Here is a 20,955-nt window from a genome sequence, read left to right on the forward strand (position 1 = left end):
GACGTGGCTTCCATCCATGGCTCCTCTGCCTCGCGCTGGTCGGCGTAGGGATCGGGTCGCAGGACGGCTCTGAGCCACGCGTGTCGAACATCTGGGTCCGGCGGATTGATGGGGCCGAAATTCAGGTCGCCCGAGAGCGCGATGACCCGCGCTTCGTCGCCCTGTGACCGAAGAGCGTCACGGATGGTGTCCGCCCTGCTTGCACCCCACGCCACGTGGATGACTTCGGCCTCACCGGGCATCTGTGATCCTCCATCGCCGCATAGTGGTCAGGGCGGCTGGAAGCTTTGTCACCACGCGACGTAGCTGCGGTGTGACCCTGCTGGGCTTCTGTGTAACGTTCGGTGACAGCACCCTGGGTCTCGTGAGCCCTCGTCGCCAAGCGTCGGTCTCGCGTCCGGTTTCGGGCAAAGGGAAGACGCGTCTGGGCGACCATGTTGGGTCGATAGGAGGCCGTCCGCTTGTTCAGCCGGCCTCCTCCGAAGCGGTCGTTCCGTTTTCGGCCGGCAACTGTCATCAAGAAACGCCCGCCTGAACGTCTCAGACGGGTGGTTTGCCGCCGGTCCGCTTTCGGAAATCGAGGTTGGGGAAGCGGACGCCGCTCAGATCTCTGGGGTTGATTTCTCGACGGTCTCTCGCCCCGTGAGGCCCGTGGCCTGACCGCGACCTCCATTCGTTCCCGCGCCTCGCAAGCCATCCCGACAGGCCGACCCCCTCCCCTGGGGGTGGATCCTGTGGCTCCGCTGAGGGCGCTGACGCAAGGCGCGCGGCGCAGACACGCCGGGCCTGTTCGTAGGCCGCCCGCTCCGTCTCCGCACGCGCGCCAGAAGCGACGGTGTAGCCTGTGGTCCTGTGCAAAGCGCGTGATGCGCCACGATGATCCGATGGGCGGCCTCGACGGCGATTCGCCGTTGTCGTCCGAGGCGGCGCGGCGCCTCGTCGTCAACGAAGCAGGTTCGGGGGCACCGGCGGGCTCGCATTGAGCAGAGTGATCGTCACCCGTCGGTTCGGCGCGATGTAGGGATTGTCGGGGAAAACCGGCTCGGTGTCGGCGCGTCCCACCACGGACGAGAAGTGGTCGTTGGGAACCCCGGCACCCGACAGGATCTCGCGCACGGCGAGCGCACGCCCGGCGGTGAGATTCCAGGGTTCGGCGGTCCGCGCCGAGCCCGGGCGTGCGGCGGCCGTGTGGCCGGTTATCGACAGGCTGTTGGGCAGCCGGCGCAGGGCGGGCGCGAGCGCCTCCAGCACGCGACGGGTGCGCTCGTAGGGGTCGACAGAGCCCTCGCGGAACATGGCGCGGCCGTCCTGGTCCACGAGGGACACGTTCACGCCCTCCTTGGTCTGCTCGATCACGATGTTCTTCGACAGCTCGGCGATGTCGGGCATCGTCTGGAGCGCCTGCCGGAGGCTGGCTATGGCGCTGTAGTTCACCTCCGTGCTGGCGGCCGGGCGGCTGGCATCGAGATCGCTGGTGCGGCCCGGACTGGTCGGGCGCACTCTGTCCTCCCGCTCGGCAGAACCCCGCTCCGCGTCGCGGGGCGTGGACGGCTTGTTGCCTGACGTGTCCAGGGCGGTACCGTACAGGATCCCGCCCGCGCCACTGGTTGCAGGGCTCAAAGCCGCCGGCGAGAAGTATTCCGCCAAACCGATCTTCTGCTCCTGCGTCGTCATGCTGATCAGCCACATCAGCAGAAAGAACGCCATCATGGCGGTCACGAAGTCCGCATAGGCGATCTTCCAGGCCCCGCCGTGATGGGCGTGTGCGGCCTTCTTGACCTTCTTGATGATGATCGTGGTCATCGAATCCCTGCCGGATAGCGGGTCAGATCTGGGCGGGCAGAGCGGCGGTTGCCGCTTCCACTTCGCTGAAGGTCGGGCGGACGTCGCTCATCAGAGACTTGCGGGCAAATTCTATCGCCATGACCGGCGGCTGGCCGCCGATGTGGGCGAGCAGACCCGCCTTGAGGGAAAGGTAGTATTTGGATTCGGCCTCGAAGAGGCTCTTGAGCGACTGCGCCATGGGCCCGAAGAAGCCGTAGGCGACGAAGACGCCAAAGAAGGTGCCGACGAGCGCGCCGCCGATCAGATGCCCCAGCACCTCCGGCGGCTCCTTGATCGCCCCCATCGTCTTGATCACGCCGAGCACGGCGGCGACGATGCCGAGCGCCGGTGTTCCGTCGGCGAGCGCCTGCATGGCAGACACGACCCGCTCCTGCTCCTGGTGGTGCGTCTCCAGTTCCTGATCCATGAGAGCGTCGATCTCATGGACGTTGTTGGCACCCAGCGACACCATGCGCATGTAGTCGCAGACAAACTCGACCGCGTGATGATTCGCTGCAAAGGTCGGAAAGGCGTTGAACAGTGTCGACTCGCCCGGGTTTTCAATGTGCGGCTCGAGCGCCATCGAACCCTTCTGCTTCGCAAGCTTGAACAGTGAATACTGCATCCCCAGCAGTTCGACATAGGAGTTCTGCGTGTATTTGGGGCCCTTCATCAGGGTGCCCAGCATGGCGGGCACGGCCTTGAGCACCGGCCCGGTGTTGCCGATGACGAAGGCACCGATGGCTGCACCGAGGATGATGACAAACTCGAACGGCTGCCAGAGGACTGCCAAGTGGGCACCCATCGCCGCGTAGCTGCCGAACACGCAGACGAAGACGATCAGTGTGCCGACGATCAGCCGCATGATTTGCCATCCTTGCGCGGCGGCAGGTACGGACCCCGCGAAGCTTTGAAGGATCCAGCAAATCACTGAACAAGGTTAATGCTGCGTTTAGAGCGGCGGCCGGAGGATTATGGGACGGTCGGTCCCAACGTGGAGTCGAGCGGGTTTGACCCGGCGTGACGGGTGCGGGCGTGTCGCACGCGCGAACGCGCGGGTTCACGGGTCCTTGGGCCTAGCCGCCGAGCCTGCCGCTCCATCCCCGCCACCCCATCCCCAGAGCCCGCGCATGATCTGCGGCTCGGACGGCATGCGGGGGCTGCGCAGGGGCTTCGGCTTTGCCGGTGAAGGGCTTCGGCTTTGCCGGTGCATGGACCGTGCGCGAGCGGCACCCGATGCTTCGGACTTCCCGCGGCGAACAAGGCGTGACGGCGGGGCGATGGACGACCGTCCCCGCATCCCTCCCGCCTCGCGGCATGGCGGTTACGCCGTGGCCGGAGTTCCGCAGGCGCCCCGTGGGCCATCAACGCCCAGACGATCCGCGCCATCATGTCCGCCAGGGCGACGGTGACCCGCATGCGCGGCTGGCGCGACAGCATGCCGGCCGACCTCGCCCCAGCTGTGTCGGGATCCCCGTGCGAACCGCAGCGTCGGGCGCCGCGCCGCAGATCGCCTCCGCGTCGGCCATGGCGCTCTTCTGCCGCTTCGCGAACGGCTTCACGCATGCCGGAGGGATGAGCCGCGTGTCGTGACCGGCCAAGTCTATCCCGCATGCCCAGTGACGAGCACCGGCGCAGATCTCCATCGCGCCCATGCATCGGGGACGTGTCGCGACGAACGCCCGCCCCGGATCACGCCGCAGCATCGTGCGACCCACGGCTGTGCCACTCGCATCCGAGCGGTGACCCTGGAAAATCGACTCGACCGGATCGATCCCGCCGGTGCTCACCCCACCCGGGAGGCCGCCTGCAGGGGTGTCGCAACATCCCCGCTCTGGCACAGCGATGCCGTCGGGGGATGTCCACCCCAACGCTCAGGGTGGTTTTGCGGCGGTCCCCGGCCGAGATGAGGACGCATGGGAACGACCGTCGATGAACGGTTTCATTATTTTTGGGAGATAGTCATTCGGCCTATAAGGCACGAGTTTGGGCTATACCAATGCGAATCGTGGCGAGCGGTGACGCAGAGACACAGACCGTACACCTGTCGGAAATCCTGGGTGCCTTGAGCCATGCCCTGGATCTGACGGAAGGTCAGCCCGTAGGGCATTGCATTCGTGCGACATGGATCGGCTTCCACATCGGCCGCGCGATGGGCCTGCCCGACCTTCAGCTATGGGAACTCTACCATACGATCATGCTGAAGGATCTCGGCTGCTCAAGCAACGCCGCGCGAATCTGCGAGCTCTATCTATCCGACGACCTCAGCTTCAAACGTGACTTCAAGACGGTGAGCGACAGCTTGCCGAAGGTGCTGGGCTTTGTCTTCGCTCACACGGGCCTGAAGGCAGGCTTGGCCGAACGGTTCCGCGCGGTGCTCAACATCTTGCAGAACGGCGGAGCGATCGCCGATGAGCTCATACAGACCCGCTGCCAGCGCGGTGCCGCGATCGCCCGGCAGCTCCGCTTTTCGACGAGCGTCTGCGACGCCATCCACGCGCTGGACGAGCACTGGAATGGCAGCGGCCGGCCGGACCGCCTCACGGGCGCTGCGATCCCGCTCTACGCCCGTGTGGCGCTGCTCGCGCAGGTGGTCGACGTCTTCCACGCCGCAGCTGGCCCTTCGGCCGCGATCGCCGAGGTGCGGGCGCGCTCTGGCACATGGTTCGACCCGCAGGTCGTCGCCTGCTTCGAAGCGGTCGCGGCCGAACCCGGCTTCTGGGAGGTTCTGGGTTCGGATGAGGTCGAGGCGGCGGTGTTCGCCCTGGCACCGGTCAGCCCGATCGCGGTGGACGAGGACTACCTCGACGACATCGCCCGCGCGTTCGCCCAGATCATCGATGCCAAGAGCCCCTTCACCTCCGGCCACTCCGAGCGGGTCGCGGTCTACGCCGATATGATCGCGGCCGAACTCGGCTTTACTGCGGAACGCCGCCGCTGGCTCAAGCGGGCCGCGCTCCTGCACGACATTGGCAAACTCGGGGTCTCGAACGCGATCCTCGACAAGAACGGCAAGCTGGACGATGCCGAGTGGCAGGACATGCGCAATCACGCCGCCCTGTCGGAGACCATCCTGGCCCGCGTGGCGGTGTTTCACGAGATGGCCTGTATCGGCGGCGGCCATCATGAGCGGCTGGACGGCAAGGGCTATCCACGGGGGCTGAAGGGCGATGCGATCGTACCCGAGATCCGGATCGTCTCGGTCGCCGACGTGTTCGACGCGCTGACCGCCGACCGACCCTACCGGGCCGCCATGCCGCTTGAGAAGGCGCTCGGCATCATGCGGGCGGATGTCGGCACAGCGTTCGATCCGGCCTGCTTCGCGGCGCTGGAGCGGGCGCTCGCCGCGATCGAAGGGGATCTCGCCCGGGCGGCCTGAGCCGCATCGCCGCTCACCGATCCTCTTGCCTACCGGGCCGGCGCCATCGGGCCGGCCCGGCCGCCGGCAGCCTCGCTGCGGGGCGCGACAGTCCGGGATGCCACGATGACGACCGTGCGCACCGCCCATCCCAGGGCCGTCGAACCCAGGGCACTGAGGCACAGTGCGTCGAGGGCGCGGGTGATCATGGTCCGAGATTCCTGGCGGAGAGAGGCGTGAGGGCGGGCGGCTGCCATCCGGACGTCGCCCGCTTTGCGAGCCCAGAGAGCACGACGCGTCGATACATTCTGATAGGAACGTCCGTTGTATTTAATACAACCTCGTTTTACTTTCTGGTTGTAGCTTTCCTCATCACGCTGGCCCCGCCGGAAGGAGGGCGCCTTCGTCCGCTTCCGGGGACCGCACGATCCGGCCTCACGGGCGACGTCGGGTCGATAGGAGGCCATCCGCTTTCCGGCGGGCCTGCGCCGAAGCGGACCGGCCGCTTTCGGCCAGTTCCAGTCCCGTCGACAGTCGCCCCTAAATGACCGCTGGGGGTGGCAAGCAGCCTGACTGCTTCTGAGTGGGTTTACCGGGAATCGGCCATCCTCGGCCCGCCAGCGCGATTCGAGGATGGCCTGCCGTTGGATCAGTGACCGCCGACGGCGAACGTCGCCCCGGGCTTATCGTGAGTGCCGATACGCTCGACCATGGTTGCCGTCGCCTCGTTCATGCCGACGACGTCGACCGTGATGCCATGGTGGCGGAGCTTCAGGACGACCCGGTCAAGAGCGTTGATAGCCGAGATGTCCCAGAAGTGTGCCGCCTGCAGGTCGATCACCACGCCCGTCAGCCCTTCCTCGCGGAAGTCGAAGGCGGCGTGGAAGGCTTCCGCCGTGGCGAAGAAAATCTGCCCGGTTATCCGGTAGGTCCGCACGTCGCCCTCGCCACGGGAAGACCGGACGGCGAAGAACTTCGTGACCTTGTGGGCGAAGAACAACCCACTCAAGACCACGCCGAACAGCACGCCCTTGGCGAGGTCGTGAGTTGCGACCACCACAGCGACAGTGCCGAGCATGACCACGCTCGACGCCTTCGGATGGGTGACCAGCGTGCGCAGGGATTTCCACTGGAAGGTGTTGATGGAGACCATGATCATCACGGCCACGAGCGACGCCATCGGGATCTGCGCCACGTAAGGCCCGAGCACCACGATGAGGAACAGCAGGAACACACCGGAGAACAGGGTCGAGAGGCGCCCGCGGCCGCCGGAGGAGGCGTTGATGACCGATTGCCCGATCATGGCGCAGCCGGCCATGCCGCCGAGGAACCCGGAAGCGATGTTGGCGACGCCCTGGCCGGCGCATTCACGGTTCTTGTTCGAAGTCGTGTCGGTCATCTCGTCGACGATGGCCGCGGTCATCAAGCTCTCCAGCAAACCGACCATGGTCAAGGTCAGCGAGACCGGAAGGATGATCCACAGCGTGTCGAGGGTGAACGGCACCTGTGGCAGGGCCACCCACGGCAGCTCGCTCGGGAGCGCCCCCATGTCGCCGACCCTGTGGATGCCGAGGCCGAGGTACATCGAGACGGCGGTGAGCAGGACGATGGTCACCAGCGGTGATGGCACGGCCTTGGTCAGGTACGGCAGCCCGTAGATGATGCCGAGGCCAACGGCGGTCATGACGTAGACCGTGGTGCCTTGGCCGAGGAGCTCGGGCATCTGCGCCAGGAAGATCAGGATCGCCAAGGCGTTGACGAAACCGGTGACCACCGACCGCGAGACGAACCGCATCAGGTTGCCCAGGTGCAGGGCCCCGGCGACGATCTGCAGGAGCCCGGTGAGGATGGTGGCGGCGAACAGGTAGCCGACGCCGTGGTCCTTCACGAGGCCGACCATGAGGAGCGCCATGGCGCCGGTGGCGGCGGAGATCATCGCCGGGCGGCCGCCGGCGAATGCGGTGACCACGGCGATACAGAAGGAGGCGTAGAGGCCGACCTTGGGATCGACACCGGCGATGATCGAGAAGGCGATGGCCTCGGGGATCAGGGCCAGGGCGACCACCGCGCCGGCCAGCAGTTCACGCGTGACGTTCGGAGCCCATTCGCTCCGGAGGTGTACGAGATTCATGATGGGTGGGAGACTTTCGTCGTCCCGCACGCGCGACGTCCGCGAACCCGTGCGGGAGGCGCAACACGGCGGGTCGGCCTCCTTGGAGGTCCGCGACACGGTCGCCGTCGATTGCGTGGTCCGGCGGATCGGCGGCCGGAAGAGCCACCCGGGCTTTCACCGGGTCCTGTCGTATGGCCCCTCGTACATCACCAGACTGGTGCGTTGCAACATCCGAACGATACCCAGTGCGTCCCCGCCGCAAAACCGGCTTCGGCGTACCAGCTTTTGCATGTCTGCTGACCGGGCCTATTCAACCCGCATTGTACGGCCGAGGAAGGTCGGAACCAGCCGCCGCTCCGGTCGAACGGACCGAGCTGTGACCCGAAAACAGATCAGTCGGCGGTCTGGACCGACCACGTGGCGTGACGAATGCCCGGGGCGCGGGCCAGTTCGGCCGTGACGGCGTCGAGCTCCTCGGCCTTCACCGCGCTGGCCGTCAGGGTCGCCACCACATCCACCGCGGTCTCGCCCCGCTCCTCCACCTCGACGCTGCCGACCGGGTAGTTCGCAGCCTCCAGGCGCTCCACCAGCAGATCCTGCGCCGGACCGGCCTCGCCGGGCGCCGTGGTGACCTGGACCTCGTAGGTCGCCTCGGTGGCGGATTCGCGAATCGGCGCGCGGTTGATGGCATTCACCAGCGGCCGGAGCGCGGTGTTGCAGGCCAGAACCGTCACCATCACGAACACGGCCTCCAGGGGCAGGTCCGCACCGCAGAACGCCCCGACGGCCGCCGAGCACCACAGGGTCGCGGCCGTGTTGAGGCCGCGGACGTTCATGCCCTCCTTCATGATCACGCCGGCGCCGAGGAAGCCGATGCCGGAGATCACATAGGCCACCGTGCGGACGCCCCCGTCCGGGCCGGTGAGCCGCATGCCGAGATCCACGAAGGCGCTCGCTCCCACCGCGACCAGCACGGCCGTCCGCAGGCCCGCGGTGCGTTGCCGGTACTGGCGTTCGGCCCCGATGATCGTGCCGAGCACGAAGGCCACGAGCAGGCCGATGGCGGATTTCAGTTCTTCGGGGAGGGCGGTGTAGCTGATCATCCGCGGTCTCATGGGAGCGGGGAGGTGACGAAACCGTGACACCATGGCCCGGCCCGGATCCGTAAGCGTATCCGAACCGGGATTGACGGCCGCACCGGGCAGCGGGCACACCGGCAAGAGCCTGAGGATCCCTTAAGAATTCGGGACCCGGTCGAGGAGACGTGCAGGATGCAGCACACGGCCCGAGCGGCGGACGGGGTCCGCGCAAGATCCCGCAGCGCAAGATCCTGCCGCACAGGATGCGTCCGCGTATGAGCGGCGCCCTCGCCGAGCGTCGGCCCGACACCGTTCCCGACGACGCCCTGCACGGCCGCGTCATGGCGCTCCGCGAGGGGCTGGAGCGCGGCCTGATCGGCAGCGCCGGCCTCGTCGAGCGCCTGCTGATCGGGCTGCTCACCGGCGGCCACCTGCTGATCGAGGGCGCGCCGGGGCTGGCCAAGACCCGCGCGGTCAAGCGGCTCGCCGACGGGCTCGACGGCTCCTTCGCGCGCATCCAGTGCACCCCGGACCTGATGCCGGCCGATCTCACCGGCACCACCGTCTGGCGCCAGGACAGCGGCACGTTCGAGTTCCTGCCGGGGCCCCTGTTCCACGCCCTCGTGCTGGTGGACGAGGTCAACCGCGCGCCGCCGAAGGTGCAGTCGGCGCTCCTCGAATCCATGGCCGAGGGGCAGGTGACGGTCTCAGGGACCACCCACCGCCTGTCCGATCCGTTCATGGTCGTGGCGACCCAGAACCCGATCGAGCATGCCGGCACCTTCCCGCTGCCGGAGGCGCAGCTCGACCGCTTCCTGCTGCACGTCGTGGTCGACATGCCCGACGAGACCACGGAGCGGGCGATCCTCGACCTCGTGGAGGGCGAGATCACCCACCACGTCGACGCCATGACCATGCGGTTGTCGCTGGCGGATGTGCGCGCGGCCCGGGAGGCGGCGCTCTCCACCTACGTGTCGCCGGCCCTCAAGGACTATCTCGTGCGGCTGGTGGCGGCGACCCGCACGGATGCGGCGGCCCCGGACCTGCGCGCCATGATCGAGCACCCGGCCTCGCCGCGGGGCACTCTGGCGCTGATGATGGCCGGCAAGGCCCGGGCCTGGCTGCGGGGCCGCGACCACGTCATCCCCGAGGACGTCACGGACCTCGCCCGGGACGCCCTGTCCCACCGCATCGGCCTGACCTGGCGGGCGGCCGCCGAGGGCAAGACGGCGCGCGGCCTCGTCGGCGAACTGGTGCAGCGGGTGCGGGCGCTCTGACGGTGTTCGGGCTCCGGATTCCGGGACGTGCTTCCCCGCCCCCCTCTGCGGGGGAGGAGACCCTGCGCGGCAGCGGGGGAGCGGGGCAGCGCGACGGATCGGGAAATGGCGCCCGTCGCGACCCGTCCGGAAGCGTCGCTCCCCTCGCCCGACCCGGCCTGACGGCCGGGGCCCCCGCAAAGGGGGGAGGAACGGGAAGCGCCGCGGGCATCCACCTCTCGGGCGAGGCGCTGATGGGCCTGCGCCACCTCGCCCGGCGGGGTTCCGCGCCCGCCACCCGGACCCTGGCAGGGCTGCCCGGCGGCATCGTCACCCGGCGCCGCGGCCGCGGCTCCGAGCCGGAGGATGTCCGCCTCTGGTCCGAGGGCGACGACCGCCGCTTCATCGACCGCAACGCCACGGCCCGCACCGGGCAGCTGCATGTCCGCACCCACCACGACGAGCGCGACCGCGCCGTGGTGCTGCTCGCCGATTTCCGGCCCTCCATGCTGTTCGGCACCCGCCGGGCCCTGCGCTCGGTGGCGGCCGCCGAGGCCCTGGCGCTGCTCGGCTGGCGGGTCGCGGCCGATGGCGGCCGGGTCGGCCTCGCGGTGGCCTCGGCCGGCGCGCCGACCGTGCTGCGGCCGGCGGGCGGCGAGCGCGCCATGATCGCGGTGACCGGCGCCCTCGCCCAGGCCCATGCCGACGCCCTCGGGACCGAGTCCGGTTCGCGGGCCCACGCGGAGCCGCCGCTCGAGGCGACCCTCGCCCTCGCCCGCAGCCTGCTGCCGGCCGGCGGCCACCTCGTCATCGCCAGCGCCCTCGACGATCCCGGCCCGGGCTTCGACGAGCTCCTGACGCTGCTCGCCGAGCGGATCGCCATCCGGCTGATCCTGGTGAGCGACGCCTTCGAGCGCGCCCGGCCACCGGGATACTACCCCTTCGCCCTCGCGGATGGCCGCCGCGGGACCGCGCTGCCGACGGCGGCCGGGCCGGCGGGCGAATCCGCCGAGGCCCGGCTCGCCGACTATGCCAGGCGCGGCATCGCGGGCGTGCGCCTCGACGTCGAGACCGGCCCGGAGGCCTACGCGCCGCTCATGGAGCGCCTCGATGCGGTGCTGTGAGGTCCGACACGGCGGTCCGATCCGATGAACCCCGTCACTCCCGCCGAGATTCCCCTGTCCCTCGAACAGCTCCGGGGCCTGCATCTGCCCGGCGGCGCCGCCGGCGCCCTGCAGGGGGAGGTCGTCGCCGCGGCGGCTCTGGGCTTCCTTGCCGCCCTGCTGGTGGGGCTTGTCCGCTACGGGCGCGGCCGGGCGCGGGCCGGCATCCGCCGGGCGGCGCTGGCCGAACTCGCCCGGAGCCGGAATCTCGATCCGGAGGCGCGCCTCGTCGCCCAGGCCCGGCTCCTGCGCCGTCTCGGCCGGACCCTCGGCGGCGAGACCGAGGCCCGGGCGACGGGCGCCGACTGGGCCGCCCGCCTGGACGCGCTGTTCAGGACCGATTTCTTCACCCGGGGCGCCGGCCGGGTGCTCGCCGACGGGCTGTACCGGCGGCAGGATCCCGACCTCGACGCCCTGGACGCCGAACTCGGCCGCCTGATCGGACGGCTGCGGGCATGAGCGCGTTCCTGCCCACGTGGCTCAGCGCCCTCCTGTCGGCCTTCGACTGCGCCGCGCCCTGGGCGCTCCTGGCCCTCCCCCTGCCCCTGCTGGCCGCCCGCCTGATCCCGGCCGAGCCCGAGGGCGGCAGCGGCGCCCTGCGCGTGCCCGGCACGCTGGTGGGCGGGGCGCGCTCCGGCGCCGACCTCGCGGCCCGGGGGCGGCGGCGGGCCCTGCTGACCTGGACGCTCTGGATCGCCCTGGTGGCGGCCCTGTCGGGTCCGCGCCTCGTCATGCCGGCGGCCGCGCTCCCGGCCTCGGGCCGCGAGATCATGATCGCCATGGACCTGTCGGGCTCGATGGAGCGGCGCGACTTCGCCCTCGACGGCGAGACCGTGAACCGGCTCACCGCGGTCAAGCGCGTCGGCACCGACTTCATCCGCCGCCGGGCCGGGGACCGGATCGGCCTCGTGATCTTCGCCGACCAGGCCTACGTGGCGGCGGCCCTGAGTTTCGACACCGCCGCGGTCGCCCGCGCCCTCGACGAGGCGACGATCGGCATCAGCGGCCGCTCCACCGGGATCGGCGACGGCCTCGGCCTCGCCCTGCGCCGCCTGGACCCGCGGGATGCGGACGGCGAGGCCGCCTCCGGGAGGCAGTCCGGTGCCAAGGCCGCGAAAGCCGTGATCCTGCTCTCGGACGGCGCCAACAATGCCGGTCAGACCGCCCCCAAGGACGTGGCGGACCTCGCCAAGACGCTGGGCATCAAGATCTACACCATCGCGCTGGGGCCCCGCGACATGGCCGATGCCGATGGCGAGCAGGACGTGGTCGACACCGAGACCCTGCGCGACATGGCGCAGGCGAGCGGCGGCGAGGCGTTCCGGGTGCGCACCACCGAGGATCTGGTCCGCGTCGCCGACGCCATCGACCGGCTGGAGGGCGGCCGCGCCCTGGCTCCGCCCTTGCCCCTGCGCCGGGACCTCTGGCCCTGGCCGGCCGCCCTGGCGCTGCTGGCCGCCGCCGCCCTGCTGGCCAGCCGGAGGGGGGCGTGATGGATCCACGTTTCGCCGCCTGTCCGGCACACGCCCTCATCCTGAGGTGCCCGAGCGCAGCGGAGGCCTCGAAGGAGCCCTCCCGCCGGCCGCGCGATCCCTGGAGCCCTCCTTCGAGGCCCGCTGCGCGGTCACCTCGGGATGAGGGGATCCGGGTGGGAGACGCCGCCCGATGAGCTTCCTCGACGCCTTCGCGCTGCTGCGCCCCTGGTGGTTCCTGGCGATCCCGGTGGTCGTCCTGCTGGCGCTCCGAGCCGCGTGGCGCTCGGCGCCGTTGGGCGACTGGGCCCGGGCGGTGGATCCGGCGCTGATGGCCCATCTCGCCCGCACCGGCGCGGTGCTGGGCGGCCGGCGGCAGGCGAACCTCGCCGCCGCCCTGGCGGCCGGCCTGATCGCCCTCGCGCTCACCGGCCCCGCGGTGGAGCGGGCGGACGGGCGGACCTTCCGCAACCTCGACGAGACCGTGATCGTCGTCGACCTGTCCCGCTCGGTCACGGAGGGCGGCAACCTCCAGGGCGTCCGGCAGGCCGCCGCCGCCGTCGCCGAGGCCGCCGGCACCCGGGCGGTCGCCCTCGTGGTCTACGCGGGCGACGCCTACCTCGCCGCCTCCCCCACCACCGACCGCGACAGCCTCGGCACAACCCTGTTCGCCCTCGATGCCGACACGGTGCCGGACCGCGGCACCCATCCCGAGCGCGGGCTGGCGCTGGCCCGCCGCACCCTGGCGGAGGCCAACGTCGTGGCGGCCGACGTGGTGCTGATCAGCGACGGCGACGGCATCGGCGAGGCCGCCACCCGCGAGGCCCGCGCCATCGCCGAGCACGGCTGGCGGCTCCAGGCGCTGTTCGTCCCCGCCGACAAGCCGCTGCCGCCCGGCGCGCCGAAGCCCGACCGGGCCGCCCTCGACGCCCTCGTCCGGGCCGGCGGCGGCACCGTCGCCGACATCGCGACCCCCGGCCCGGTGCTCGACGCGGTCGGCGCCGGGCTCAGTCAGCACCTCGCGGCGGGCGGCTACGGCGTGCTGGCCTATGCGGATCTCGGGCGCTGGCTTCTGCTGCTGGCGGCCCTGCCGGTCCTGGTCCTGTTCCGCAGGAGCGCCTGATGCGGCTCACCCTCCCCGACACGGGCTTCGCCGTCCCGCTCCGCGCCGGCCTGCCGCCGCGCTGGCGCCGCCGCGCCCGGATCGCCGGCCTGGCGCTGGCGGGGATCGGCCTCCTGGCGCTGCTCGCCGTCTCGCAGCCCCGGACCGGCTTCGGGCGCCTGCTGATGGGCCTCGGCCTGCCGGGGCTGGCCGCGGACGTCTTCGTCGATCCGGCCTGGCGCGCCGCCGCGCTCTACGAGGCCGGCCGCTACGCGGACGCGATCGCGCTGTTCCGCACCGGCGGGCGGCGCGCGACCTACAATCTCGGCAACGCGCTCGCGAAGGCGGGCGACCTCGAGGGCGCGCTGGCGGCCTACGACGAGGCCCTGCGCTTCAACCCCCGCGACGCCGACGCCCAGGCCAACCGCTCGCTGATCGCCCGGATGCGGGCCGAGGTGATCGATCGCGGGCCCGGCGGCGGCATCGCCAACGGCACCGCCCAGTACGGCGCCCGCTACAACAACACCGCCAACCAGGACCAGAACAACGACATCAACGCCGCCTCCAGCGGCGAGGGGCTCGCCGGCAACAAGGAATCGAACGCCAGCGCGTCGCTGCCCGGCAACAGCAAGGTGTCCCGCCGGGGCAAGGCCGAGCAGCAATCGATCGACACCGGCAAGGGCCAGGCCCGGGGCTCGGCCGGCGACGCGGCGGGCCGGGGCCGGACCGGGGGCGGTTCCGCCATGGTGGCCGAGGCGCCCGAGCGCGAGGTCCGCCGGGTGACCAAGAGCTTCGAGGCCCACGAGATCCGACCGGACCGGCTCTGGCTCCAGACCCTGCCGGACGATCCCGGCCGCTATCTCAAGCTGCGCCTGCGCGCCGAGCAGACCCGCCGGGTCGAGGCCGGCACCGCGATTCCCGCCGGGAGCAACCCGTGGTGAGTTTTTCTGGGATCTTCGAGAGGCGCGCCCGCGCGCTCCTCCTCCTCGCTCCCCTCCTCGCTCCCCTCCCCGCCCGCGCGGAGATCGAGCCGGGCGACCTCACCCTGACGGTGACCGCCGAACTGAACGGCAACAGCGCGCCTTTCTCCCGCGAGATGGTGCTCTTGAAGATCCACGGGGTCTACAAGCAGCCGATCCTGCTCGAGGAGGTGGTGCAGCCCTCCCTTGCCAACTTCTCCTGGACGCAGCTCGGCCGGGATCACTGGAGCAAGACCAAGCTTCCCGACGGCCAGAGCGCCATCGCGTTCGACCGCACCGTGGCGGTCTTCCCGCACCATGCCGGGCAGTTCACCATCGAGCCGTTCACCCACAAGCTCACCGTCAACGATGTCGGCGAGCGGCGGGTGGTCGAGGTGCGCTCGAAGCCGATCCCCTTCCCGGTCGCACAATGGACCGAGCCCAGCGGCGGCCCCGACGCCAAGGAGCCCTGGTGGCTGCCGGCCAAGGACGTGGCGATCACCGATTCCTGGAGCCCGGATCCCGAGACCATCAAGGTCGGCGAGACCACCCGCCGGATCGTCACCCTGGAGGCGCAGGGTATGGTGGCTGAGGGCCTGCCGCCCCGGCCGGTCATGCGCACCCGCGGCATCATCACCTTCGCGGGCCCCGTCACCCGCGAGACCCTGCTGACCCCCTCGGGCCCCGTGGCGCGGGCCACCTACCAGTGGGACGTGAAGCCCGGCGTGCCGGAGATCATCCCCCTCGACGCCATCGCGATCCCGTGGTTCGACACCAACACCCGCACCATGCGCGAGACCGAGATCCCGGCCCGGCAGATCGGCGGCGGCCTGCCCGACCGGGAGACCGACCGGGCGCCCCCCGCGATCCCCTCGCCGCTCGTGGTCGCCGCCTCGGCGCTGGCCGCCTTCGGGCTGGGCTTGGCGCTGATCGGCTTCGGCCTGGGCCGGCCCTCCTTGCGCCTGTCCCGCCCGACCCGGCGCGCGCTGCAGGCGGCGGCCCGTTCCGGAGATCCCGCCGGGTTCCGCGCGGTCCTGGACACGGCGATGCGGGAAGCGCCGGACCTGGCTCGCATCTGGCGGGCGCGGCCCGGTCTTGTCGCATCCTTCGCGGCTCTCGACCGGTCGGTGTTCGGCGCATCGGGCGCGCCGGTCCCGGACCTGAGGGCATTGGCCAACGCCCTGTCCCGGTCCGAACCGGTCGCCGCCGCGGCCCGGGAACCGGACCGGCTCGCCCCCCTCGACGGTCCGGCCCGCTGACTGATCGTCGGCTTGTGAACGCGCCTCCGGGAACGGCGCGCCGCATGGCGGCTTGGGCTGCCGGCGCTGATCGCCACCGGAGATTTCGTTCATGCCCGCGATCCTGAACAGACCCGCATGTGCGCTGGCCGCGATGCTCGTCCTCGGCCTGGTCGTCCCCACCGCGCTGCCGTCGGCGGCCTTCGCCCGGTCCTCCGGCACCGAGCGCACGCTGAAGATGGTCGACACCGACAAGGACGGCACGATCGATCTGGCCGAGGCCCAGGCCGCGGCCGGCAAGGTCTTCGACGCCGCCGAGACCGACAAGGACGGGACCGTCGACGCCAAGGAGCTGAAGGGCCGGGTCAGCAAGACGGACCTGAAGGCCGCCGACACCGACAACGACGGCACCCTCGACCGCAAGGAATACCTCGCCCTGGTCGAGCAGCGCTTCAAGGCGGCCGATCCCGACAAGGACGGCACGCTCGACGCCAAGGAACTCAAGACCCCGGCCGGACGCAGCCTGCTGCAGCTCCTGAAATAGGCGCGGATCCCGGAGACCCGCCGTTGCACAGTCCATGAGCAAGTATTATTCCTGTGCAACGGCTCAAGTTCTGGGCAGGCATCAATATTTTGCACTATCTTGCGTCATCTGAATTGGCCTCGTAGGTTTCGGTCATCCGGGCGGCAAAGCATCGGATGAACCACCAGGGAGGAGCGCGATGGCACGCGCCAACGAGGTCAAGGACAGGTTCCGCGCGCGGCTGCAGGAGGCGGATGCCCGCAGCAACGACTTCCGCAAGAAACTCCTGGAGGAAGGCGCCCGGGCGCTGGAGCCGGTGGTCGGCGTCCTGAACCTCATGGCCGAGGTGCTCAACGAGGAGGACAACGTCCACGGCAGCATCACCGGCCTCGAGGCCAAGATCGATCAGGACAACTTCATCAGCCTCTGCGCGCGGCTGCGCGGGACCGACACCGAGCAGAAGATCAAGATCAAGTACGGTCCGGAACTCGGCGGCAGCAACTACATCTCGGTCTCGGGCCTGAACCAGCGCTACAACGAGCGCCTCGTGCCGGGGGCTGCGAGCTGCGCCATCGGCCGGACCGTCGGCAGCGACATCCAGCTCGACGAGCACCGGGGCGACGAGCTGGCCGAGGTGGTCCGCGAGGTGGTCGAGGATTTCTATGCCGCCCAGATCGAGCAGCGCAGCCACTTCGCCTACGCCCGCTGAGCCTTGCGGCTTCGCCGATCGATCCAGCACGGTGGGTTCATGACAGGGCGCGGGTCCGCTCTCCCGCACGGGAGGGGACCCGCGCCGATCCGAACCGATCTGTGAACCCGCCGCGCCCCCCCGACCCACCAGCGCGGGAGCCGGAAAACCGGATTCCCCTTCCCGGCATCCTGCGCTAAGCCTGTCCCGATGGGGATGGAGCGCCCCGACAACCGCCCGACTCGGAGGCCGGGCTGATGGCTCCTACCGCACGGGCGCGCCTCAGCCGTCCGCGGTGGGGCCGTGCGCCGAAGCCGCGACAGGACGTGGCTGCCCGACCGAACAGGAAGGGCCGGCATGATCAACACCCTCATCGTCGTTGTCGGAGCCGGGCTCGGGGGCGGGTGCCGCCACGGGATCAACGTGGCGGTCGCCCGGCTGCTGCCGGGCCTCGGCTTCCCCCTGGCCACGCTGATCATCAACGTGCTGGGCTCGTTCCTGATGGGCGTGCTCGCCGAGGGCTTCGCCCTGCGCGGCGCGGCGGGTCACCCGGCACGGCTGTTCCTGACCACGGGCGTGCTCGGCGGCTTCACCACCTTCTCGACCTTCTCCCTCGACGCGATCAGCCTGTACCACCGGGGCGAGACCGCCGCCGCCGCCCTCTACGTTGGGGCCTCGGTGGCGACCGGCCTGATCGGGCTGGTGGCGGGCCTCACCCTGGTGCGGGCGGTCCTGAGCGGCAGCTGAGGCCGTCCCGGCTTCAAAAGGGCTGCGAGCTTTTGCGGCTCCGGGGCGGAGCCCGGGTCGTTCAGGGGCTCCGCCCCCGAACCCCGCCAAAGGGCTGAGCCCTTCGGAAACCCCTCTCAATCCGCGATGAACTTCAGCCGGTGGTCGCGGTAGAGGTCGACGATCGCCGCCGCGGTCTCCTCGATGGAGCGGCGCGTCACGTCGATGGTCGGCCAGCGGTTCCGGGTGAACAGCCGGCGGGAGGCGGTGATCTCGTCCGCCACCGCCGAGCGGTCGACGTAGAGGGACGATTCGTCGGCGTTGAGGCTGGAGAGCCGGTTCTGGCGGATCTGCACGATCCGCTCCGGCGAGGCGAACAGCCCGACCACCAGGGGCTTGCGGGCGCGCTCGATCGCCGGCGGCAGCGGCATGCCCGGCACCAGCGGCAGGTTGGTGGTCTTGAGGCCGCGATTGGCGAGGTAGATCGAGGTCGGCGTCTTCGAGGTCCGGCTGACGCCGAGCAGGATCACGTCCGCGTCCTCGAGATCCTCCGGCAGGTTGCCGTCGTCGTGGGCCAGGGTGAAGTTCATCGCGTCGATGCGCTTGAAGTACTCGGCGTTCAGCATGTGCTGGGCGCCGGGCCGGGCCGTGGTCTCGGCGCCGAGATAGGCGCGCAGCAGGTCGTGGACCGGCCGCAGCACCGACAGGCAGGGCGAGCCGGTCTCCCGCGCGACCTCCTCCAGCCGCTCGCCGAGGTCGCCCCCCACCAGGGTGTAGAGGACGAGACCCGGCGCCGCCCGGATCTCCGAGATCACCCGGTCGAGCTGCGCGGCCGAGCGCACCAGCGGATAGACGTGCTCGATCGCCGACACGCCCTCGTACTGCGCGGCCGCCGCGCGCCCGACATTGATCAGCGTCTCGCCGGTGGAGTCGGAGACGAGGTGGAGGTGGAAGTAGCTGCGGCCCATTCCGATCGCCTCTGCGGTCGCCATTCGCGGCGCCACGTTGTCCACCGCCGGCCGCCAGGGGAGTCGATGAGTGTGGATAGGATGCCCCGCCGGGCCGGTCCAGGGCGATACCGGTGCGCGCTATCGACTCCGCCGTTCACAGGCAGACGATCGGGGCGCATGGATTCCGCCTCACTGGGAGAATCCGGGACGCGTCCGGGTTCCGCACACGACTCGGCGTTGCCAAGGCGCTGTCGGATCTGGTCGTTCTCGCAAGATGGAGCAAATCCTTTAAAGCCTCGTTAACGGCGCGGCGCCGGGGACCGCCTGTGGACGCTTTTGTGCCCCCGTGATTCGGCCCCCCAAGAGAAAAAACAGAGTCCTAGATTCTCTCTTTTCTTTTCGAAGGGGCCTGTGTGGGGATCGGCGCGCCTCGACTCGACAGGAGGCCCGCCGACGGGCATGCGGGATGACGGATACGGGATGGGAACGACGATGACGGGGACGGAGCGCAAGTCCGAGCGGAAGGTGCTGCGCGTCCTCGACGGGGAGGCGATCGGTCCGCCCCCCGCCTGGATGATGCGGCAGGCCGGCCGCTACCTGCCGGAATACCGGGCGACCCGGGCCGAGGCCGGCTCGTTCCTCGACCTCTGCTACAGCCCCGACTTCGCCGTCGAGGTGACGCTCCAGCCGATCCGGCGGTTCGGCTTCGATGCCGCGATCCTGTTCTCGGACATCCTGGTCGTGCCCCATGCGCTCGGTCAGGACGTGCGCTTCGTGGAGGGCGAGGGGCCGCGCCTCGATCCCCTCGACGGCCGGGAGGCCTTTTCGAAGCTGCGCGAGGCCGGCGACCCGGCGGTGATGACCCATCTCGCACCGGTCTTCGAGACGGTGACGCGGCTGCGCGCGGAACTGCCCGGCGAGACCACGCTGCTCGGCTTCTGCGGCGCCCCCTGGACGGTGGCGAGCTACATGATCGGCGGTCGCGGCACCCCGGACCTCGCCCCCGCGCGGGCGCTGGCCGAGGGCGACACGGCGCTGGTGGACGCGCTGATCGACCGCCTCGTCACGGTGCAGACCGATTACCTCGTGCGCCAGCTCGAGGCCGGCGCCGACGCCGTGCAGATCTTCGAGTCCCATGCCGGCACGCTGCCCCTCGCCGTGCCGACCTCCGACGGCACCGTCGAGCCCGTCGGCGACGTGGCGGAGAGCGCCCTGCCGGGCGCCCCCGCGGCGGACGCCCTCACCCGCTGGTCCCTGCAGCCGATCGCCCGGATGGTGGCGGGCGTCCGCGCCCGGGTGCCGGGCGCCAAGATCATCGTGTTCGCCCGCGGCTCGGGCCTCGACGGCCATGCCCGGGTGGTGCCGGAGACCGGCGCCGATGCCGTCGGCGTCGACTGGGGGGTGGACCTGAAGGCCCTGCGGGCGACGGTGCCGGCCACCACGGTGACGCAGGGCAACCTCCATCCCGAGACGCTGATCGAGGGCGGCGCGGCCCTCGACGCGGCGGTGGATGCCGTTCTGGAGGCGACCGCCGGCCGGCCGCACATCTTCAACCTCGGCCACGGCATCACGCCCCAGACGCCGGTGGCCCATGTCGAGCGGATGCTCGCCCGGCTCCGCGGCCAGGGTTGAGGCTGCGCCCGTGCTGTACGACTGGATCAAGGCCGGCCACGTGATCAGCCTGATCGCCTGGATGGCGGGCATGCTCTACCTGCCGCGGCTGTTCGTCTACCATGCGAGCCTGCCGCCGGGCTCGGAGGCGCAGAGCGCGACCTTCAAGGTGATGGAGCGCCGCCTGCTCAAGGCGATCATGAACCCGGCCCTGATCGCCACCTGGCTGTTCGGGGTGGCGCTCGCCTGGATGAGCGGCTTCTATGCGAGCCCCTGGCTCCAGGCGAAGTTCGCGCTGGTCCTGGCGATGACCGGTATCCACGGCTGGCTCGCCCGGATGGTCAAGGATTTCGCCGCCGACCGGAACACCCGCGGTCATCGGTTCTACCGGGTGCTCAACGAGGTGCCGACGCTTCTCATGATCGGCATCGTCATCCTGGCGATCGTCAAGCCGGGCTTCTGATCCCGGGTCGATTCACCCGGCTGCCGCGCTGCGCGGAGCCTTTCCGCCGCCGGGCCGTTGCCTGGCCATGCCGAAGCCGCTCGTCCTCGCCCTGGCCCTCGCCGCCCTCGCGGCTCCGATCGCCGCCCCGGCTGCCCGGGCCGCGAGCTTTCCGTGCGACAGGGCCGAGGCTCCGGACGAGAAGGCGATCTGTGCCCATCTCCCGCTCAACGACCGGGACGTCGAGATGGCGACCCGGTTCGAGATCCTGAAGAGCGTGCTGCCCATGGGCGGCCAAGCCAAGCTGCGCGACGATCAGGAGGCGTGGCTGACGGAGCGGCGCGCCTGCAGCGGCGACGTCGCCTGCCTGACAGCCGCCTACGACGGGCGGCTCAAGGTGCTGCGCGGGGTGCTGTCCGAATTCGCCAAGCAGGGCCCGTAGCCGTCGCGG

21 protein-coding genes, 1 pseudogene, 1 riboswitch and 1 other annotated feature are annotated in these 20,955 nt (G+C 70.5%); of the genes and pseudogenes, 14 read left to right on the plus strand and 8 right to left on the minus strand.

The features are described 5' to 3' along the window. The 4 genes and pseudogenes from BM396_RS26020 to BM396_RS33475 form a co-directional block, all read right to left on the minus strand. Positions 1 to 242, minus strand: a 242-nt coding sequence (locus tag BM396_RS26020) for a DUF1835 domain-containing protein (protein WP_139239544.1), incomplete at its 3' end; no start/stop codon positions are given. Positions 243 to 942: 700 nt separating this feature from the next. After that, complete coding sequence (locus tag BM396_RS26025) at positions 943 to 1,803, minus strand: flagellar motor protein MotB (protein WP_043346296.1); 861 nt, start codon at positions 1,801 to 1,803, stop codon at positions 943 to 945. A 22-nt stretch (positions 1,804 to 1,825) separates the two neighbouring features. After that, a complete protein-coding gene (gene motA / locus BM396_RS26030; protein ID WP_043346294.1) occupies positions 1,826 to 2,689 on the minus strand; it encodes a flagellar motor stator protein MotA in 864 nt (287 codons plus the stop codon). Positions 2,690 to 3,258: 569 nt separating this feature from the next. Continuing rightward, positions 3,259 to 3,665: pseudogene (locus tag BM396_RS33475) on the minus strand (hypothetical protein); the annotation flags it as partial. A gap of 158 nt (positions 3,666 to 3,823) precedes the next feature. Here BM396_RS33475 and BM396_RS26035 point away from each other — a divergent pair. Beyond that, entirely contained in the window at positions 3,824 to 5,203 is a 1,380-nt protein-coding gene (locus BM396_RS26035) for an HD-GYP domain-containing protein (RefSeq protein WP_043346292.1), read from the plus strand. A 29-nt stretch (positions 5,204 to 5,232) separates the two neighbouring features. Here the strand turns inward: BM396_RS26035 and BM396_RS32960 are convergent, their stop codons facing one another. From BM396_RS32960 to BM396_RS26045, 3 genes are all read right to left on the minus strand, one after another. Beyond that, positions 5,233 to 5,391: a hypothetical protein gene (locus BM396_RS32960; RefSeq protein WP_158713328.1), complete on the minus strand. Its 159-nt coding sequence runs from the start codon at positions 5,389 to 5,391 to the stop codon at positions 5,233 to 5,235. A gap of 440 nt (positions 5,392 to 5,831) precedes the next feature. Next, the gene (locus tag BM396_RS26040; RefSeq protein WP_091995031.1) at positions 5,832 to 7,313 is read right to left on the minus strand and encodes a SulP family inorganic anion transporter; all 1,482 of its coding nucleotides are present in this window, start codon (positions 7,311 to 7,313) and stop codon (positions 5,832 to 5,834) included. Between the two features lie 114 nt (positions 7,314 to 7,427). Next, positions 7,428 to 7,483 (minus strand) — a sequence feature (sul1 is cis-regulatory element that is thought to sense ions involved in sulfur or methionine metabolism; They are found in Alphaproteobacteria). Between the two features lie 204 nt (positions 7,484 to 7,687). Next, entirely contained in the window at positions 7,688 to 8,398 is a 711-nt protein-coding gene (locus BM396_RS26045; RefSeq protein ID WP_043346286.1) for an MgtC/SapB family protein, read from the minus strand. A gap of 251 nt (positions 8,399 to 8,649) precedes the next feature. On the opposite strand from BM396_RS26045, the gene BM396_RS26050 reads away from it, so the two are divergent. The 10 genes from BM396_RS26050 to crcB all read left to right on the plus strand — a co-directional run bounded on the left by BM396_RS26050 (position 8,650) and on the right by crcB (position 17,522). After that, entirely contained in the window at positions 8,650 to 9,651 is a 1,002-nt protein-coding gene (locus BM396_RS26050; RefSeq protein ID WP_051976195.1) for an AAA family ATPase, read from the plus strand. 233 nt (positions 9,652 to 9,884) lie between these two features. Then, positions 9,885 to 10,754: a DUF58 domain-containing protein gene (locus tag BM396_RS26055; protein ID WP_043386180.1), complete on the plus strand. Its 870-nt coding sequence runs from the start codon at positions 9,885 to 9,887 to the stop codon at positions 10,752 to 10,754. A gap of 24 nt (positions 10,755 to 10,778) precedes the next feature. Further along, positions 10,779 to 11,252 carry a DUF4381 family protein gene (locus tag BM396_RS26060; protein ID WP_051976194.1) on the plus strand — a complete coding sequence of 158 codons (474 nt, stop codon included), beginning with the start codon at positions 10,779 to 10,781 and terminating at the stop codon, positions 11,250 to 11,252. Beyond that, positions 11,249 to 12,286: a VWA domain-containing protein gene (locus BM396_RS26065; protein WP_170867507.1), complete on the plus strand. Its 1,038-nt coding sequence runs from the start codon at positions 11,249 to 11,251 to the stop codon at positions 12,284 to 12,286. Before BM396_RS26060 ends, BM396_RS26065 begins: the two co-directional genes overlap by 4 nt. A 172-nt stretch (positions 12,287 to 12,458) precedes the next feature. Further along, the gene (locus tag BM396_RS26070; protein WP_043386178.1) at positions 12,459 to 13,388 is read left to right on the plus strand and encodes a VWA domain-containing protein; all 930 of its coding nucleotides are present in this window, start codon (positions 12,459 to 12,461) and stop codon (positions 13,386 to 13,388) included. Then, positions 13,388 to 14,308 carry a tetratricopeptide repeat protein gene (locus BM396_RS26075; protein ID WP_043386175.1) on the plus strand — a complete coding sequence of 307 codons (921 nt, stop codon included), beginning with the start codon at positions 13,388 to 13,390 and terminating at the stop codon, positions 14,306 to 14,308. The genes BM396_RS26070 and BM396_RS26075 overlap by 1 nt, the downstream gene beginning before the upstream one ends. 11 nt (positions 14,309 to 14,319) lie before the next feature. Next, positions 14,320 to 15,585, plus strand: coding sequence for a BatD family protein (locus BM396_RS26080; protein WP_043386193.1), 1,266 nt, complete (start codon positions 14,320 to 14,322; stop codon positions 15,583 to 15,585). Between the two features lie 91 nt (positions 15,586 to 15,676). Next, on the plus strand, positions 15,677 to 16,108 hold the full coding sequence (locus BM396_RS26085) for an EF-hand domain-containing protein (RefSeq protein WP_043346265.1): 432 nt from the start codon (positions 15,677 to 15,679) through the stop codon (positions 16,106 to 16,108). Positions 16,109 to 16,286: 178 nt separating this feature from the next. Beyond that, positions 16,287 to 16,796: a hypothetical protein gene (locus BM396_RS26090; protein ID WP_043346263.1), complete on the plus strand. Its 510-nt coding sequence runs from the start codon at positions 16,287 to 16,289 to the stop codon at positions 16,794 to 16,796. 182 nt (positions 16,797 to 16,978) lie between these two features. Further along, positions 16,979 to 17,049, plus strand: a riboswitch (Fluoride riboswitch). Between the two features lie 83 nt (positions 17,050 to 17,132). Next, positions 17,133 to 17,522: a fluoride efflux transporter CrcB gene (gene crcB / locus BM396_RS26095; RefSeq protein WP_091955375.1), complete on the plus strand. Its 390-nt coding sequence runs from the start codon at positions 17,133 to 17,135 to the stop codon at positions 17,520 to 17,522. 116 nt (positions 17,523 to 17,638) lie between these two features. On the opposite strand, the gene BM396_RS26100 is transcribed toward crcB, so the two are convergent. Then, positions 17,639 to 18,469 carry a pyruvate, water dikinase regulatory protein gene (locus BM396_RS26100; protein ID WP_043346269.1) on the minus strand — a complete coding sequence of 277 codons (831 nt, stop codon included), beginning with the start codon at positions 18,467 to 18,469 and terminating at the stop codon, positions 17,639 to 17,641. 462 nt (positions 18,470 to 18,931) lie between these two features. Between BM396_RS26100 and BM396_RS26105 the strand changes: the two genes are divergently transcribed. The 3 genes from BM396_RS26105 (at position 18,932) to BM396_RS26115 (ending at position 20,946) form a co-directional block, all read left to right on the plus strand. Continuing rightward, positions 18,932 to 20,083 (plus strand): uroporphyrinogen decarboxylase, encoded by a 1,152-nt coding sequence (locus tag BM396_RS26105; RefSeq protein ID WP_043346262.1) that lies wholly within the window; start codon positions 18,932 to 18,934, stop codon positions 20,081 to 20,083. Between the two features lie 10 nt (positions 20,084 to 20,093). Further along, positions 20,094 to 20,525: a protoporphyrinogen oxidase HemJ gene (gene hemJ, locus BM396_RS26110; protein WP_043346260.1), complete on the plus strand. Its 432-nt coding sequence runs from the start codon at positions 20,094 to 20,096 to the stop codon at positions 20,523 to 20,525. A 67-nt stretch (positions 20,526 to 20,592) separates the two neighbouring features. Continuing rightward, entirely contained in the window at positions 20,593 to 20,946 is a 354-nt protein-coding gene (locus BM396_RS26115; protein WP_043386172.1) for a lysozyme inhibitor LprI family protein, read from the plus strand. The last annotated feature ends 9 nt before the right edge of the window (positions 20,947 to 20,955 follow it).

The organism is Methylobacterium sp. UNCCL125 (assembly GCF_900116795.1).
GTDB lineage: Bacteria > Pseudomonadota > Alphaproteobacteria > Rhizobiales > Beijerinckiaceae > Methylobacterium > Methylobacterium fujisawaense.